Origin of the sequence: Pseudomonas sp. BP01 (assembly GCF_022760795.1) — a bacterium.
GTDB classification, from domain to species: domain Bacteria; phylum Pseudomonadota; class Gammaproteobacteria; order Pseudomonadales; family Pseudomonadaceae; genus Aquipseudomonas; species Aquipseudomonas putida_Q.
The window spans coordinates 1-16,825 of sequence record NZ_JAFBKA010000054.1; the positions used below are offsets into that span (position 1 = coordinate 1).

A 16,825-nucleotide genomic window follows, 5' to 3' on the forward strand; every position below is an offset into this window, starting at 1 on the left:
GAAGGGGTCGCGGTCAGCTTGGCCACGACTTCGTCGGTGGTGTCGGTGACTTGAACGGTAGCCGCACCGCCCAGCTCGAGGTTCTCGAAGGTAGCGCCAGTGGCGTCTACAGCCGAGTTGATGCCCAGGCTGATTTCGCCAGCATCTTGGTAGACGTCGTCGCCTTGCGCATCGTGGGTGTACGGCGCGCTGGTTTCCCCGGCCTTGATGGTGACTTGAGCGTTGTTGCTCAGGGTCACGACCAGGTCGTGGGCCAGGGCGGTGTTGATGTGCACGGTGAAGGTCGGTTTGACGTTCTCGGCAACCGATACCTGGTCAGCGGTGATGGTGACCTTGACGATATCGCCTTCGTTGCCCGGGGTGCCTGGTTCGTCGGTGACCTGGGTGCTGACTGGGGTCTTGTCCAGGTTCAGGTTTTCAAACTTCCACGCGTCTGCGCCGCTGACCGCGTCGATGGCGTTGACCACCGGCTGGTTAGTACCGACATAGACGTTATCCGGCGCAGTTGCAGTGGCCGAGCCGGTGGTGCTGTTGGCAGCCACAACAACCGTCGTACCATCGGTCAGCTTGAAGTACAGCTCCGAATGGTTGTTGATCGGCAGGCCGTCTTTGTTGGTCAGCGTGATGGTGTAGGTGATCTCGCCGCCTTCGGTGACCGAAGGGGTCGCGGTCAGCTTGGCCACGACTTCGTCGGTGGTGTCGGTGACTTGAACGGTAGCCGCACCGCCCAGCTCGAGGTTCTCGAAGGTAGCGCCAGTGGCGTCTACAGCCGAGTTGATGCCCAGGCTGATCTGGCCAGCATCGTTGTAGACATCATCGCCTTGCGCATCGTGGGTGTACGGCGCGCTGGTCTCACCGGCCTTGATGGTGACCTGAGCGTTGTTGCTCAGGGTCACGACCAGGTCGTGGGCCAGGGCGGTGTTGATGTGCACGGTGAAGGTCGGTTTGACGTTCTCGGCAACCGAGGTCTGGTCGGCGGTGATGGTGACCTTGACGATATCGCCTTCGTTGCCCGGGGTGCCTGGTTCGTCGGTGACCTGGGTGCTGACCGGAGTCTTGTCCAGGTTCAGGTTTTCGAATTTCCACGCATCCGCGCCGCTGACGGCGTCGATGGCGTTGACCACCGGCTGATTAGCGCCGACATAGACGTTATCCGGTGCGGTTGCAGTGGCCGAGCCAGTGGTGCTGTTGGCGGCCACAACGACCGTCGTGCCATCGGTCAGCTTGAAGTACAGCTCCGAATGGTTGTTGATCGGCAGGCCGTCTTTGTTGGTCAGGGTGACGGTGTAAGTAATCTCGCCGCCTTCGGTGACCGACTGGCTAGCAGTCAGCTTGGCCACCACTTCACTGATAGTGTCCGAGGTTTCAACAGTAGCCGGGCCACCCAATTCCAGCTTCTCGAAGGTGGCACCTGGAACGGTAGCGTCGGTAACGCTGAGGGTGATGGATCCAGCGTCTTGATAGACGTCATCGCCCTGAGCCGGGGTCTTGTACTCGACTTCGGTCTTACCGGCTTCGATCGTCACGGTGTCGCCGTTCGACAGAGTTACGGTCAACGGACGGTCCAGCGCCTGGCTTACTTTCACAGTAAAGGACGGTTGCTGGTCTTCGGTCACATTGCCGTTGCTGACGATGCTTACGGTTACGGTATCGACGCTGTCACTGATGACAGTCGAAGCGGGAGTCGGATTCGGGGTCAGTTGCTCGAAGTTACCGCCCGTGGCGTTTTCGATGGTGACGCTGACGGTCGAACCATTGTTATAGACGTCGTTCGCCGGGGTCTGGAAATCAACGCTGCCCTGGGTTTTGCCGGCTTCAACGGTGATGGTCTGGCCATTGGACAGGGTCACGGTCACCGGAGTCTGGGCAGGGTTGCTCAGGGTCACGGTGTAGGTGATGACACCACCTTCTGTGACGCTTGGCGAAGCGGTCAGGGTCGCAGTGGTGTTATCGACCGAATCGTTGATCGTGGTCTGAGCCGGGGTCGGATTCGGCGTCAGCTGCTCGAAATTACCGCCGGTGGCGTTTTCGATGGTGACGCTGACGGTCGAGCCGTTGTTGTAGACGTCGTTCGCCGGGGTCTGGAAGTCAATGCTGCCCTGGGTTTTGCCGGCCTCAACGGTGATGGTCTGGCCGTTGGACAGGGTCACGGTCACCGGAGTCTGGGCAGGGTTGCTCAGGGTCACGGTGTAGGTGATTACGCCGCCTTCGGTCACCGACGGGCTCGCCGTCAGGGTCGCCGTGGTGTTATCGACCGAGTCATTGATCGTGGTCTGAGCCGGAGTCGGGTTCGGGGTCAGCTGCTCGAAGTTGCCGCCGGTGGCGTTTTCGATGGTGACGCTGACAGTCGAACCGTTGTTGTAGACGTCATTCGCCGGGGTCTGGAAGTCGACACTGCCCTGGGTTTTGCCGGCCTCAACGGTGATGGTCTGGCCGTTGGACAGGGTCACGGTCACCGGAGTCTGGGCAGGGTTGCTCAGGGTCACGGTGTAGGTGATCACGCCGCCTTCAGTGACGCTTGGCGAAGCCGTCAGGGTCGCGGTGGTAGTGTCGACCGAGTCATTGATCGTGGTCTGAGCCGGAGTCGGGTTCGGGGTCAGCTGCTCGAAGTTGCCGCCGGTGGCGTTTTCGATGGTGACGCTGACGGTGGAACCGTTGTTGTAGACGTCGTTCGCCGGGGTCTGGAAGTCAACGCTGCCCTGGGTTTTGCCGGCCTCAACGGTGATGGTCTGGCCGTTGGACAGGGTCACGGTCACCGGAGTCTGGGCAGGGTTGCTCAGGGTCACGGTGTAGGTGATTACGCCGCCTTCGGTGACGCTTGGCGAAGCGGTCAGGGTCGCGGTGGTGGTGTCGACCGAGTCATTGATCGTGGTCTGGGCCGGAGTCGGGTTCGGGGTCAGCTGCTCGAAGTTACCGCCAGTGGCGTTTTCGATGGTGACGCTGACAGTCGAACCGTTGTTGTAGACGTCATTCGCCGGGGTCTGGAAGTCGACACTGCCCTGGGTTTTGCCGGCCTCAACAGTGATGGTCTGGCCATTGGACAGGGTCACGGTCACCGGAGTCTGGGCAGGGTTGCTCAGGGTCACGGTGTAGGTGATCACGCCACCTTCGGTCACCGACGGATTCGCCGTCAGCGTCGCAGTGGTGGTGTCGATGGTATCGGTAACCTGGGTGACTGCCGGCGTTTGCGGCACTGTCACCGTCAGGCCGTTGCCGCCCGTGGTACCCGTTACAGTTGCCGAGATCTGGCCACCGTCGATATAAGGCGTGTCATTTGCCGGGACCACGACATTGACGCTGCCGCTGGTCTGCCCTGCCGGGATGACGATAACGGCACCGTTGGACAGGGTGACGATCAGGTTGGTGGTCGGCGCCTGGCCAACCGTGGCGGTATAGACGATTACGCCACCCGCTTCGCTGATGGAAGGAGTGGCGCCAAGAATCAGGTCGGTAGCAACGTTGGTGCCTGTCGTCGGCGTAGTCACCTGGTTGTTGCTGGTGGTATCCAGCAAGCCAACCTCTTCGCTATCGAGCACAGCCGCAAAGCCTAGCCCTTCTGTCGGGAAGCCGACGGTAGCGTCGACCCGGCCTGCGGTTTCCTCGAGCATCACGAAGCTGTGACCACCGCCCAGCGCGCCGCCGCCCGCTGCGGACGGGCCGGCTGCGGTGGCCTCGAGCTCGGTAGTCGGGTCGACACCGGCAGCGATCGCCTGTTGCAGTTCTTCCACCGACGGCGCGGCCTGGGCGGTCGCCTGGCTCAGGTCGGTGCTGCTGTCAGGCGCATCGGCACTCCACTGGCTGTCACGGCCCAGGTCAAGCAGACGGCCATCGGCCAGCTCAAGCGTAACTGCGCCGCCCGGGCCAGTGAGTACTTCCTCACCTGCCAACAGGCGGTCCCCTTCGATGAGCACACGACGGATGCCCTCTGGGGATACCGCAATAACCTGGCCGACAATGCTTTTGACGATGGCTACAACGCTGCTCATTGGACTCTCCGTGTGACCCTATGGGTACTTCCATGCCAGAGCGGCACTCGCAAGCCACTGCAGGCGGAACTATGTCGATGATCTCTTGACGCTTTGTTGCGTCAATTTTTCGTCTATAACTATTGGGAATTACTTCAATGCCAAACTATTGACCTTATAGAGGCCATCCTAAACAATCGGCAATGTAATGTCACATTGATATTTGTACCTTAGCCAACCGTTGATTGAGGACAAATGTCGTACATCATCGAAAGCTCGCTCAACCTGAAGTTCAGCAACGTTTTCCCCGCTGGGCGCCAGCGTTTATTGCCGTAGAACAGCCGCTCATCGGCAACGCTCAAAGCCTGCACGCGTCAATTTCCGATCATTTTTTACGCCACCGGGCTGCCGCTTATCTACAAGCACAAACCTTGCCTGAAACCTCTCGGCGGGACACTTCAAATCCAGGCAATACCGGGCCTGCACCCCTGCGCGAGCCGACACCGACGTTGTAGTTCGCTCGGGCTAGGACAACGCTTCATCGCAGATCAAACAGATAGAGAACGATTGCGCAGATAATTACACAGCGATGATGGCAAACCATTGACGATTTCTGAACCGGGCGCGAGCGTGCAAACAGACTTTGCACGATGAATTTTAATGATCAGCTCATATAAGAACGTCAACAAATCAGCGCCCATTTACTGGCGCCTCTAAAGTTTGTTCCTCGACTGCAACACTCACTGTCTGGCAGGCGGGCTATGCTGCTGAAAATACTCCAGCCTGTACGCCGTACCGGATCAAAAATGAAACACCCATTGCTCGGGAGCAGTCTGGTAGCTATGAACGACGTACAATTGTTTACTCAGTATCGATTCGAGGCGACCATTGGCCCTCTGCTCAGCCGTAAGGGCGTCGTAGCCCCTACCCACACCGCTTGGCAGCACCATTGAACGCCCGGGCGAGCCGGCCAGACCTTAATGGCGGCACACCCACCCCACCCACCACAAGGATGAAGAGAGCGCCGCGTGGAATCTGAAGTCAGTCGAGTCCAACTCAGCCATGATCCACGCAGTCAGCATGACGATCCGTTGCTGGATAGCCTGCTGAGCCTGTGTGTCCTGCACCAGAAACCCGCCAGCCGGGTCATGCTCACCACCGGCCTGCCGCTGCCCGCACAGCGCCTGAGCCCCGAGCTGCTGCCTCGCGCAGCCGCCCGAGCTGGCCTGCAAGGGCGTCTGTTACAGCGCAAGTTGGAACAGATCCCGAGCATCGCCATGCCGGCGATGCTGCTGCTGAAGGAAGGCCGCAGTGCCGTCCTGCTGGGCTGGGAAAACGAAGACACTGCGCGCCTGCTGCTCAGCGAGAGCGATGGCGGCGAGGTGCATGTCAGCCGCGAAGCCCTGCAAAGCGACTATAGCGGCCGGGTATTCTTCGCCCAGCCCCAGCACAAGTTCGATGTCAACCACGGCAACCTCATCCCGCGGGCAAAGTCGTGGTTCCGCGATACCCTGCTGCGCAGCAAGTGGCTGTATATCGACGCCATCGCCGCCAGCCTGGTAATCAACCTGATCGCCCTGGCTGCGCCGCTGTTTGTGATGAACGTGTATGACCGTGTGGTGCCCAACCAGGCCACGTCAACGCTCTGGGTGCTGGCCATCGGTATCGCCGGCGCCTACATTTTCGACCTGATCCTCAAGGGGCTGCGAGGCCTTTGCCTGGACCTGGCCGGCAAGAAGACCGACCTGATCATCTCGGCGACGCTGTTCGAGCGCATCGTCGGCATGTCGATGAAGTACCGCCCGGCCAGGGTCGGCAGCTTTGCCCAGAACATTCACGAGTTCCAGGGCCTGCGCGACTTCCTCGCCTCACTCACCCTGACCAGCCTCATCGACCTGCCGTTCACCATCCTTATCCTGATCGTCATCGCCATCATTGGCGGGCACCTGGTGTGGATCCCGATCATTGCCTTCCCGCTGGCCCTGGGCATCGGCTATGCCTTGCAACGGCCGCTGATGGCGACCATGGAGCGGACCATGGCTCTGGCCTCCGAGCGCCAGTCCAGCCTGATCGAAACCCTGGCCGGCCTGGATGCGGTAAAGGTCAACAACGCCGAAAGCGAACGCCAGTACATGTGGGAGCAGACCCTCGGCACCCTCAGCCGCCTGGAACTGCGCGTGAAGGTGCTGTCGAGCCTGGCGATGAACATCACCATGCTCATCCAGCAGCTGGCTGGCGTGGCAATGATCTGCGTCGGCGTGTACCTGATCATCGACGGAAACCTCAGCATGGGCGGTCTGGTGGCGTGCTACATGCTTAGCGGTCGGGCGCTCGGGCCACTGGCCTCGCTCAACGGCTTGCTTGCCCGCTACCAGCAAGCCAAGGTCACCATGGTGGCCACAGACCACATGATGGAACTGCCGCAAGAGCGCAACTTCGAGGAGCGCCCACTGAGCCGCAAGGTACTGCAGGGCAGTGTCGAGTTCCGCGGGGTCGATTTCACCTACCCGAACCAGCAGAACCTGGCCCTGAAGAACATCAACCTGACCATCCGCCCCGGCGAGAAGGTCGGCATCATCGGCCGCAGTGGCTCGGGCAAGAGTTCGCTGGCCAAGCTCATCGTCGGCCTGTACGAGGCCGATGGCGGCTCGCTGCTGGTCGATGGCGTGGACATTCGCCAGATCGACGTCAGCGAACTGCGCCACAACATTGGCTATGTACCGCAGGACATCCAGCTGTTGGCCGGCACCCTGCGCGACAACCTGGTCAGCGGTGCCCGCTACATCGAGGACGAACTGATCCTGCAGGCCGCCGAACTGGCAGGTGTGCATGAATTCGCCCGCTTGCACCCGGACGGTTACGAGCTGCAAGTGGGTGAGCGCGGGCAGAACCTGTCCGGCGGCCAGCGACAGAACGTAGCCCTGGGCCGTGCGCTGCTGCTCAACCCGCAGATCCTGTTGCTGGACGAGCCCACCAGTGCCATGGACAACACCGGCGAAGAGCGCCTCAAGCAGCGCCTGCAAGCCGTGGTGGAAGGCAAGACGGTACTGTTGGTCACGCACCGTGCCTCGCTGCTGTCGCTGGTGGACCGACTGATCGTGATCGATCGCGGGCAGATTGTCGCCGACGGCCCAAAAGCCGCGGTCATGGATGCGCTGAAGAAGGGGCAGATCAGTGTTGCATAAGCTGGATATGGGGCAATTCAAGGATGGCCTGCGGCGCTACTTCAAAGGTTCCGACTCACTGGGCGGCCAGCCGCTGCCAGAGGTCAATAAGGCCCTGATCGAAGATGCGCCGCGGGTTGTGCGGCTGACCATCTGGGGCGTGATCCTGTTCTTCGTGTTCTTGATCGTGTGGGCCAGCGTCGCCCCTATCGACGAGGTCACGCGGGGTGAAGGCAAGGCCATTCCGTCGTCCAAGGTGCAGAAGATCCAGAACCTGGAGGGCGGTATCGTCGCCGAAATCTTCGCCAAGGAAGGTCAGATCGTCGAAATCGGCCAGCCATTGCTGCGCCTGGATGAAACCCGCTTCGCCTCCAACGTTGGTGAAACAGAGGCCGACCGCCAGTCCATGGCCCTGCGGGTTGAACGCCTGAGTGCCGAGGTAGAGGACCGCCCGCTGAAGATCGACGAAGAACTGCGCAAGGCCGCACCAAGCCAGGCGGCCAGTGAAGAGTCGCTGTACCAGAGCCGGCGCCAGCAACTGCAGGACGAAATTGGCGGCCTGCAGCAGCAGTTGGTTCAGCGCCAGCAAGAACTGCGTGAGTACAGCTCCAAACGCGCGCAGTACGCCAACAGCCTTGAATTGCTGCGCAAAGAAATCGGCATGTCCGAGCCGCTGGTGGCAACCGGTGCGATCTCCCAGGTCGAAGTGCTGCGCCTGCGCCGCGCCGAAGTGGAGAACCGTGGCCAGCTGGACTCCACTGCGCTGGCCATTCCACGTGCCGAGGCGGCCATCCGCGAGGTGCAAAGCAAGATCGAGGAAACCCGAGGCAAATTCCGCAGCGAAGCGCTGACCCAACTGAACGAGGCGCGCACCGAGCTGAACAAGGCCACGGCCACCAGCAAGGCACTGGACGATCGGGTGCACCGTACCATGGTCACTTCGCCTGTACGCGGTATCGTCAAGCAGATGCTGGTCAACACCATTGGTGGGGTGATCCAGCCTGGCAGCGATATCATCGAAGTGGTACCACTGGACGACACGCTGGTCATCGAAGCGAAGATCCTGCCCAAGGACATCGCGTTCCTGCACCCTGGCCAGGAGGCGACCGTCAAGTTCACGGCCTACGACTACACCATCTACGGTGGGCTCAAGGCCAAACTGGAGCAGATCGGGGCCGACACCATCACCGACGAAGACAAGAAGACCACCTACTACCTGATCAAGCTGCGCACCGACCGCAGCCACCTGGGGACTGACGAGAAGCCGCTGCTGATCATCCCTGGGATGGTGGCGACGGTGGATATCATGACCGGCAAGAAGACCATCATGAGCTACCTGCTCAAGCCGATCATGAAGGCGCGTTCGGAAGCGCTGCGCGAGCGCTGATGAGTTTGGCCACTGCTTTCTAGTGGCTCCTCTGGCCCTATCGCCGGCAAGCCAGCTCCCACAGGTACCGCACTGGCTTTGAAGTCGGTGCAGTACCTGTGGGAGCTGGCTTGCCGGCGATAGGCCGGAACTGCCAGTACGAGAACTCAGCGCCAGGGCGCAGGTTCACCTACCAGCTGCCCCTGAATGCCGCCTACCCCCATCTCCTGCAGCACCCGCCGCTCCCCTTCTGTCTCGACCCGCTCGGCAATCAGCGGCAGGTCGATGCTGTGCGCCGCACGCTGGATCGCTTCGATGAACAGCCGCTTGTGCTGCTCATGGTCGATGTTGCGAATGTAGCTGCCGTCAATCTTCAGGTACGCCAGGCCCAGGTGGGCCAGGTTGCCGATCATGCTGAAGCGCCCGCCAAAGCGCTGCAGCGCCAGCCCGAAGCCCAGCCCATGCAGGCGCCGGGTGAGCTGCTCGAGGGCTGCCTGCTCAGGCAACTGCTCCTCGCCAATTTCAAAAACCAGCCGCGGGCCGAGCGCCGCGTTCTGGCCCAGCAGTTCGAAAACGCGGTGCAGGGCCTTGGGGTCGGCCAGGGTGGCGGCGGACAGGTTCACCGCAAGCACCTGGTCATGTGCTCGCAGATGCGCCAACACTTTCTCCAGCACCAGCACGTCCAGCCGCGGCATCCAGCCGAAGCGCTCCAGCCAAGGCAGGAAGCGGCCCGCCGGCAGTGCCTCACCCTGGCCATCCTGCAAGCGCGAAATCACTTTGTGATGCAGTACCCGTTGCACCGAAGCGCAACCCACCACTGGCTGGAAGAACAGCTCGAAATGCCCATTGTCGAACGCCTGATCGAGCCGCTCATGCCAGGCGTGCTGGCTATCGGCAGCGACTGCAGCCACGCCTTGTTCAAGGCATACCCACCCCGGCGTTGGCTGGTTCTCGGCACGGGCCAAAGCCTCATCGGCGAGCTTCAGCAAAGACTGTGGAGAATCACCTGGGCTGAACGGCGCGAGGCCAATACACGCCACCGGGTCGATATCACTGGCGCCCGTTTCGTGCAGGCTCTGCAGCGTTGCCTCCAGGGCCTGGGCAAGGTTTACCGCTTCTTCATGCACCATGCCCGGCGCCAGCACGGCAAACTCGCCACCGCGGCTGCGGGAAATCAGGTCTTTGGTTTCCGGGAAACTGGCACAGGTGCGCCGCAACTGCTCACCCACGGCCTGCAGCAACTGGTCGGTACGCTGACCGCCAAGGCGTGCATTCAGCCCCGCCAGCCCTTGGACACGCAGTAACAGCAGGTAGCCGGCGCGCGCGTCCTCCAGGTTGCTTACCCGGGTGTTCAGCTGCATTTCGAAATAGCGGCGGTTCGATAGCCCGGTGAGGCTGTCCTGGTAGGACTCCGCACGCAGCCGTTCGCTGCGCTCGGCCTGCTCGGTGAACAACGCCTTGAGCTTCTCGACCATCTGGTTCATCGCCTGGACCACACGGCGCAGCTCCGGTGTGCGCGGCAAATCCGGCAGGCTGAGGAACTCGCGGCGCGCAATGGCGTGGGATTGCTCAACCATGTAGTCCAGCGGCCGCAACTGGCGGCGCAACAGCAAGGCGCCGAGCACGGCACTGGCTGCACCGCACAGCAGCAACCAGCCCAAGCTGCCCAGGGCGCTTTGCCAGAGTTTGGCAATGGCAAACATGGGGTGGCTGATCACCTCTACCCGCGCGGCCTGCTGCCAGCCGCGGCTGACAATGGCGTCGCCACCGGCGGCCTCAAGGCCGATCAAGTGCACGAACCAGGCTGGTACTCCGCCAGGGTCCGGCTCGGCGTGGCGCTCCACCAACACGGCATTGGAGGCCAGGTCGACCACCTTGATGCTTGCATAGTAACCACTGTCGAAGATCGAGCTGACCATCAGCTCGACCATCGCCGGGTCGTCGATATTCGGCGTCAGCGACAGCGCCAGGGCGGTCGCTGCATCCTGGGCGTGCGAGCGCAGCTGGTTGACGTACTGGCTGCGCGAGCTTTCCAGGCTGACCATGAAACTGCCACTGAAGGCGACCACCAGGAACAGGCAAATGGCCAACAGCAATTGTTTGAACAGTGACATCTGTGCTCCTTCAGTAAACCGGCTCGGCCGGGAACCCTTCGGCCTGCATTTTCTTCAGCAAATCCTGCCAGCGTGACAGCCGCTTGGTATCACCGACCTTCTTGTTGCCTGCAGCCCCCGTCAGCCACAACCCCTCGCCATTGAAGGCGTACACCGGCAGCAGGTCGGTACGTTGGCTTGCCGGCTTGATGGCATCCATCAGGCTGTCGAGCACCAAAGGCTGAGCCTGTGGGTTTGAATAATAAGTCAGCACCATGTGAGCCCGGTTCTGCCGCAACGCCTTGACGTAGGTGATGCGCAACTTTTCGCTCGGGATGCCCATGCGCCGCAGGCTGAAATACTTGGCGATGGCGTAGTCCTCGCAGTCCCCGGCACCTTTGATCAGTGCCTGCACCGGTGTGGCCCAGTAGTCGACCTCATGCCACAGGTCGATGTCTTCGACATAGCGCAATTGCTGGTTGAAAAAGCGGTTGACCACTTGCAGCCGCTCAAGCTCAGTACCCTGCTTTTGCGTGGCCATCAGGTTCTGCCAGGCATCGATACGGCCCTGTCCGACACCCAGAGGGCCATACAGGGCCTGCGACTTGCGGCTGATCTGGGAGAAATCCCAATCCGCGTGCAAGCCGCCCAGCAGCAGACTGCCCAGCAGCGCGGCAAAGCCGACACGTCGCACAACGGTTTTGAACATCCAGGATATCGCCACTGCGAAGCCCTGTTCAGGCCAGTCGAAAGCAGCGATGGTGCGGCTTGCCACCGCAAAAAACAATGGCACCCTGCAATCATGCACCCGCCTGTCAGCCCGCCTACACTTTATGTTTATATCCTCCTATAGGCTGCTTCCTTTGACAGACGACTTCATCCACCATAGCCGCGCTTTTGGGGCGCCCGTGCCAATACGGGCCTTGGTTTGACAACCCCCCTAAGCTGTTACTAGTGTCATTGGATCCAACTTTAGTCATCGTTGAGGCAGACGTCGCGTGGCCGAAAAAATCAAATTGAGCAATGTGCTGGCCAGCGAGCAGCTGTCGCCAAACCAGGCCCGTGCCGTGATCGAAGAACGCCTGCGTAGCGCCATCCTCGATGGCCGCCTGCCCCCGGGTACCGCCGTGCGACAACAAGAGCTCGCTACCTTGTTTGGCGTCAGCCGCATGCCCGTGCGCGAGGCATTGCGCCAGCTTGAAGCGCAATCGCTGCTGAAAGTGGAGATGCACAAGGGTGCGGTGGTTGCGCCGTTGATTGGCGAGGATGCGGTGGATACCTATGCCCTGCGCATACTGTTGGAGAGCGAAGCGCTGCGCCAGTCGATCCCGCTGCTTGATGCCAGCGACATCGCCAGCGCCCGTGGCTATATCCAGCAACTGGAAAACGAAACCCGCCATGCCGAACTCGGCCGGCTGAACCGCCTGCTCCATATGACGCTGTACAGCAAGGCGTCGAACAGGAAGCTGCTGCGCCTGATCGAGAATGAACTGAACGAAGAAGAGCGCTTCCTGCGCTTTCATCTTTCATCCATGGGCCTGGGCAAGCTGACCCAGGACGATCACAACGCACTGGTAGATGCGGCAAGCGACAAGCTGGTGGATGAGGCGGTAGCGGTGCTGGAACAGCACCTCAATAGCGGTGCCCGGGTGATCCGCAATTACCTTGATATGCAACGAGCGCAGTAGCTCGTAACTGGCTTTACCTGCGGCGTGAGCAGACGGGTTGCAAATTGAGCGTGCCACGCCAACAATGAGACTAATTATCATTCATGTCCATTGATGCCAGCACCCTCCCCCTATGCCCAGCAATGACTCCGTGCAAACGCTCTACAGTGACCACCACGGTTGGTTACACGCCTGGCTGCGCAGCAAGCTGGGCAACGCCGCCGATGCCGCAGACCTGGCCCATGACACCTTCGTTCGCTTGCTGCAACGCCACGAACACCTGCAGCTGAACACCCCTCGGGCGTTTCTGCGCACGGTAGCGCGTGGGCTGGTCATCGATCACTGGCGCCGAGAGGAACTGCACAGGGCCTACCTTGAGGCATTGGCCCGTGTGCCGGAAGCACAGTCTCCCTCGGCCGAAACCCGCGAGCTGCTGCTGGAGTTGCTTGAGCGCATCGCACGCATGCTCGACGGCCTCAAACCCAAGGTACGCCGCGCATTCCTGCTGGCCCAATGCGAGGGGCTGAAGCACCAGGCCATTGCCGAGCAGATGGGGATCTCAGTGCGTACCGTGGAGCGTTATATCGCTGATGCGCTGTACCATTGCTATGTGCTGCGCTACGAAGACGAGTGCTGAGCCAATGACTGCCGCACGCCCTGATGCAAAAGCGGTCAAGCAGGCCATCCAGTGGCTGCTGCGGCTGCGCGAGAGCGGGCATGAGCCGACACTGCAACAACAGTGCGCGCAATGGCGCAGTGCCCACCACGAACATGAGCAGGCCTGGCAACGGGTGATGCACCTGCATCAAGACCTTGACCTGCGCTGCGTCCCCGGTGCCGGGTTGGCGTTGCAAACCCTGGAAACCAGCCAGCAGCGCCTGCACCGCCGGCAAGCGCTGAAGCTGCTTGGCGGCGTTGTCATGGCAGGGTCGGCGACATGGCTGGCGAAGGACCTCGATGCCATCAGTGCGTGGGCGTCGGACTATGCCACCGGCACCGGTGAGCGACGCGTCCTTACCCTGCCAGATGGCTCACTGATGCAACTCAATACCCGCAGCGCCGTGGACTTGGCCTTCAGTGAGCAGCAGCGCATGGTCCGCCTGAAGCAGGGAGAGCTGATGATGACCTGCAACGCCCGGCATCCAGTATTGGTTCAAACCCGCAACGCGCTGCTGGAAGGCTTCGAAGGACGCTTTGTGGCCTATCAGGACAACGACTGCACACGTGTCAGTGTCACCCACGGCAAAGTGGCGGTCCACCGGCCTGGCAATGGCCAACTGCTGTGGATCGAAAGCGGCCAGAACTGGCGCCTGGATGCTCAAGGTGCGCACCGGCTCGCGCACCTGGGCATGGACCCGATGGCATGGACTGAAGGGCTCATCGTTACCCAGGACATGCGCCTGTCCGACTTCCTCGCGCAGGTCAGCCGCTATCGCCATGGGTACCTGGGCTGCAGCGACGAGGTGGCCGATCTACGCCTGTCAGGGGTCTTCCGCCTCGAAGACCCGGAGCAGCTCATCCAGTTGCTGCCGCAGACACTGCCCGTAAGGCTTAGCCAGCGTACGCGCTGGTGGGTACGTGTCGAGCGCATGGCCTGACAAGGCCTCGTTGATTTATGGCGGGTTTTCAATCGCGGTCCGGCTAGGACAGTAAGCGACACCTTCTGCCCTCAACACTCCTACGGACCCTTCATGTCTATCAACCCAGTGTTAACCCACACTTTCGACTTGAATGATTATCGACCTGTCCTGCAGTCAGCACGCTTGCGCCATGCCATTCGTGCAGCTCTGTTTGGTACTGCCTTGGGACTGGCAGCTGTTCCGCAACTTTGCGCAGCGGCTGAAACAGCGCAAGTGAGTAATCACTATGCAATCCCGGCCGGTCAACTGGCCGACGTACTCAATGAGTTCGCTCGCCGGGCCGGCATTACCCTGTCGAGTACGCCTCAGCTCACCGATGGGATGCAGTCAAACGGCCTGCAGGGCCAGTACGCTACCGACCAGGCGCTGCGCCAACTGCTCAATGGCAGCGGCCTGGAAGCCGTCAGCCAGGATGGGCGAAGCTATGTGCTGCAGGTACAGCCCCAAGGCGCCGCCCTGTCGTTGCCAGACACCGATATCCGTGGCTTCACCCTCGGCAATGCGCTGGGCAGCATGGAGGGTTACAACGCCACACACAGCCAGGTGGCGACCAAGACCAGCACGCCGCTGGTGGAGACCTCCCAATCCGTCTCGGTGGTTACTCGCCAGCAGATGGACGATCAGGGTTCACAGACCGTTGCCCAGGCCATGCGCTACACGCCTGGGGTAATGACCAACCCTTACGGTGCCACCCATCGCTATGATTATGTGGCCATGCGCGGCTTCAATGACGGTTCTGTGGATAACATCTACGTCGATGGGCTCAAGTCGATGGGCGACAACGGCACCTACAGCACCATGCAGGTAGACCCGTACTTCCTTGAGCGCATCGATATTCTCAAGGGGCCATCTTCAGTACTGTATGGGCGAAGCTCGCCAGGGGGCCTGGTCGCCCTGACCACCAAGAAGCCACTGTTTAGCCCCTACCATCAGGTTCAAACCACGGTTGGCACCCAAGGCCAGCGTGGCATGGGTTTCGACTTCAGCGGCCCTGTGGATGACGATAAGCGCATCGCTTATCGCCTGACAGGCCTGGCGGATGCGTCCGACACCCAGTTCGACCACAACAAGGAAGAACGCTACACCATCGCCCCGGCCATCAGCGTCGACTTTACCGAAGACACCTCGCTCACACTGCAGGCTTACCTGCAACACGACCCTAACGGCGGGTACCACGGCGGCAACCCTGCCGACGGGATGCTGCACAAGCGCAACGGCTTGCGCTTGTCAGACCACTTCTTCGAGGGCGAGCCGGGCATCGACAATTACGAACGTACCCAGCAGTCGTTCAGCTACCAGTTCGAGCACCGCTTCAACGATGTGTTCACCGCGCGGCAGAACTTCCGTTACCAGGACTCCGACGTGTCCATGGACCAGGTGTACTCAGCCGGCTGGGCGGATGCCGACAGCAACATCCTCAACCGCGCCTATACCGGCGGCGACGAGCGCCTGCATTCGTACATCATCGACAATATGCTGCAGGCGGAATTCTTCACTGGAGCGGCCAAACATACCCTGTTGCTGGGCGCCGACTACCAGCGGCGCAAGGCCGACGTCGCATGGCGTTATGGCACGGTCGACCCGCTGGACGCCGGTAACCCGCAGTACGGCAATGGCAACCTTCAGGTGCTGGGCGAAAACCGCTACCAGCGGCGCTTGCAGCAAACAGGTGTGTACCTGCAGGACCTGGTGGAGCTGGACCAATGGCGCTTCTCCCTGGGGCTTCGCCAGGACTGGGTGAAGGTGTCCGAAGAAAATCGCGACAGCGACACCAAGGTCAACGATCAACGCTCCAAGTTCACTACTCGGGCCGGGGTGCTCTACCTGTTCGAAAACGGCATTGCGCCCTATGTCAGCTACTCGGAGTCGTTCAATCCCAATACCGTGTCCGACCAGCAAGGCCGCCCGCTGGCACCGACAGAGGGCACTCAGTGGGAAGCCGGCATCAAGTATCAGCCTCCGGGCAGCGACAACCTGTTCACCGCATCGGTGTTCCGCATTGAGCAGGAAAACCTGGCCTCGAAGCAGCCTGACGAAAACTTCTATCGCCCGGTAGGTGAAGTACGCTCGCAAGGGCTGGAGTTGGAGGCACATGTGCAGCTGACCGACAGCCTCAAACTGCTGGGCGGCTACACCTTTACCGATATCGAGTATTCCAGGTCGATGCCGAGCCTGACGTCGGGCAGCCTGGACAACAAGGGCAATTCGCCAACCCAGGCACCGAAACAGATGTTCTCGCTGTGGGCTGACTACAACTTCCACCAAGGGCCTCTGGATGGCCTGCGGCTGGGCGGTGGGGTGCGGTATGTGGGCTACAGCTGGGTAGATGCGGAAAACAGCATGAAGGTGCCTTCCTACACGTTGTTTGACGCCTCGCTCGGCTATGACCTGGGCAAGGTCGGGCTCAAGGGCGTAGATGTGCGCCTTAACGCCAACAACATTACCAATGAAAGCTACATCACCTCATGTGCCAGCCTGAACTACTGCTACATGGGTGAAGAACGCAATGTCAGCGCCACGGTCAGCTATCAGTTCTGACCGATATCAGATACCCGGAAAAGACAAAGCCCCTGTCTGCATTGCAGACAGGGGCTTTGGATTTGAATCTTGACGATGACCTACTCTCACATGGGGAAACCCCACACTACCATCGGCGATGCATCGTTTCACTGCTGAGTTCGGGATGGGATCAGGTGGTTCCAATGCTCTATGGTCGTCAAGAAATTCGGTGTGCTGGCCCGTCCCTCGGACGTGCCTGCGAATCTCTGTAGTTCCTACTTAAAGACAAAACCCCTACCTGCTCGCGCAGATAGGGGTTTTGCGAAATGAATCTTGACGATGACCTACTCTCACATGGGGAAACCCCACACTACCATCGGCGATGCATCGTTTCACTGCTGAGTTCGGGATGGGATCAGGTGGTTCCAATG

General features: G+C 60.8%; 9 protein-coding genes and 2 rRNA genes. 6 read left to right on the forward strand and 5 right to left on the reverse strand.

From position 1 onward, the window contains the following. Positions 1-3,986, reverse strand: a 3,986-nt coding sequence (locus tag JOY50_RS28165; RefSeq protein ID WP_243056151.1) for a retention module-containing protein, incomplete at its 3' end; no start/stop codon positions are given. A gap of 1,007 nt (positions 3,987-4,993) precedes the next feature. Between JOY50_RS28165 and JOY50_RS28170 the strand changes: the two genes are divergently transcribed. Both JOY50_RS28170 and JOY50_RS28175 read left to right on the forward strand, forming a co-directional pair. Then, positions 4,994-7,150 (forward strand): type I secretion system permease/ATPase, encoded by a 2,157-nt coding sequence (locus JOY50_RS28170; protein WP_019471019.1) that lies wholly within the window; start codon positions 4,994-4,996, stop codon positions 7,148-7,150. A gap of 7 nt (positions 7,151-7,157) precedes the next feature. After that, on the forward strand, positions 7,158-8,516 hold the full coding sequence (locus tag JOY50_RS28175) for an HlyD family type I secretion periplasmic adaptor subunit (protein ID WP_169725173.1): 1,359 nt from the start codon (positions 7,158-7,160) through the stop codon (positions 8,514-8,516). Positions 8,517-8,662: 146 nt separating this feature from the next. Here JOY50_RS28175 and lapD read toward each other — a convergent pair whose 3' ends face one another. Then, positions 8,663-10,609: a cyclic di-GMP receptor LapD gene (gene lapD, locus JOY50_RS28180; protein ID WP_243056152.1), complete on the reverse strand. Its 1,947-nt coding sequence runs from the start codon at positions 10,607-10,609 to the stop codon at positions 8,663-8,665. 10 nt (positions 10,610-10,619) lie between these two features. Next, positions 10,620-11,381, reverse strand: coding sequence for a cysteine protease LapG (lapG, locus tag JOY50_RS28185; RefSeq protein WP_192902568.1), 762 nt, complete (start codon positions 11,379-11,381; stop codon positions 10,620-10,622). Between the two features lie 205 nt (positions 11,382-11,586). Between lapG and JOY50_RS28190 the strand changes: the two genes are divergently transcribed. From JOY50_RS28190 to JOY50_RS28205, 4 genes are all read left to right on the forward strand, one after another. After that, on the forward strand, positions 11,587-12,276 hold the full coding sequence (locus tag JOY50_RS28190) for a GntR family transcriptional regulator (protein ID WP_019471023.1): 690 nt from the start codon (positions 11,587-11,589) through the stop codon (positions 12,274-12,276). A 112-nt stretch (positions 12,277-12,388) separates the two neighbouring features. Next, positions 12,389-12,892 carry a sigma-70 family RNA polymerase sigma factor gene (locus tag JOY50_RS28195; protein WP_132847076.1) on the forward strand — a complete coding sequence of 168 codons (504 nt, stop codon included), beginning with the start codon at positions 12,389-12,391 and terminating at the stop codon, positions 12,890-12,892. A gap of 4 nt (positions 12,893-12,896) precedes the next feature. Next, on the forward strand, positions 12,897-13,853 hold the full coding sequence (locus JOY50_RS28200) for a FecR family protein (protein WP_132847075.1): 957 nt from the start codon (positions 12,897-12,899) through the stop codon (positions 13,851-13,853). Between the two features lie 165 nt (positions 13,854-14,018). Next, on the forward strand, positions 14,019-16,433 hold the full coding sequence (locus tag JOY50_RS28205; protein WP_310738295.1) for a TonB-dependent siderophore receptor: 2,415 nt from the start codon (positions 14,019-14,021) through the stop codon (positions 16,431-16,433). Between the two features lie 67 nt (positions 16,434-16,500). On the opposite strand, the gene rrf (JOY50_RS28210) is transcribed toward JOY50_RS28205, so the two are convergent. Both rrf (JOY50_RS28210) and rrf (JOY50_RS28215) read right to left on the reverse strand, forming a co-directional pair. After that, positions 16,501-16,616 (reverse strand): 5S ribosomal RNA (rrf, locus tag JOY50_RS28210). A gap of 109 nt (positions 16,617-16,725) precedes the next feature. Further along, a 5S ribosomal RNA gene (gene rrf / locus JOY50_RS28215) occupies positions 16,726-16,825 on the reverse strand; the annotation flags it as partial.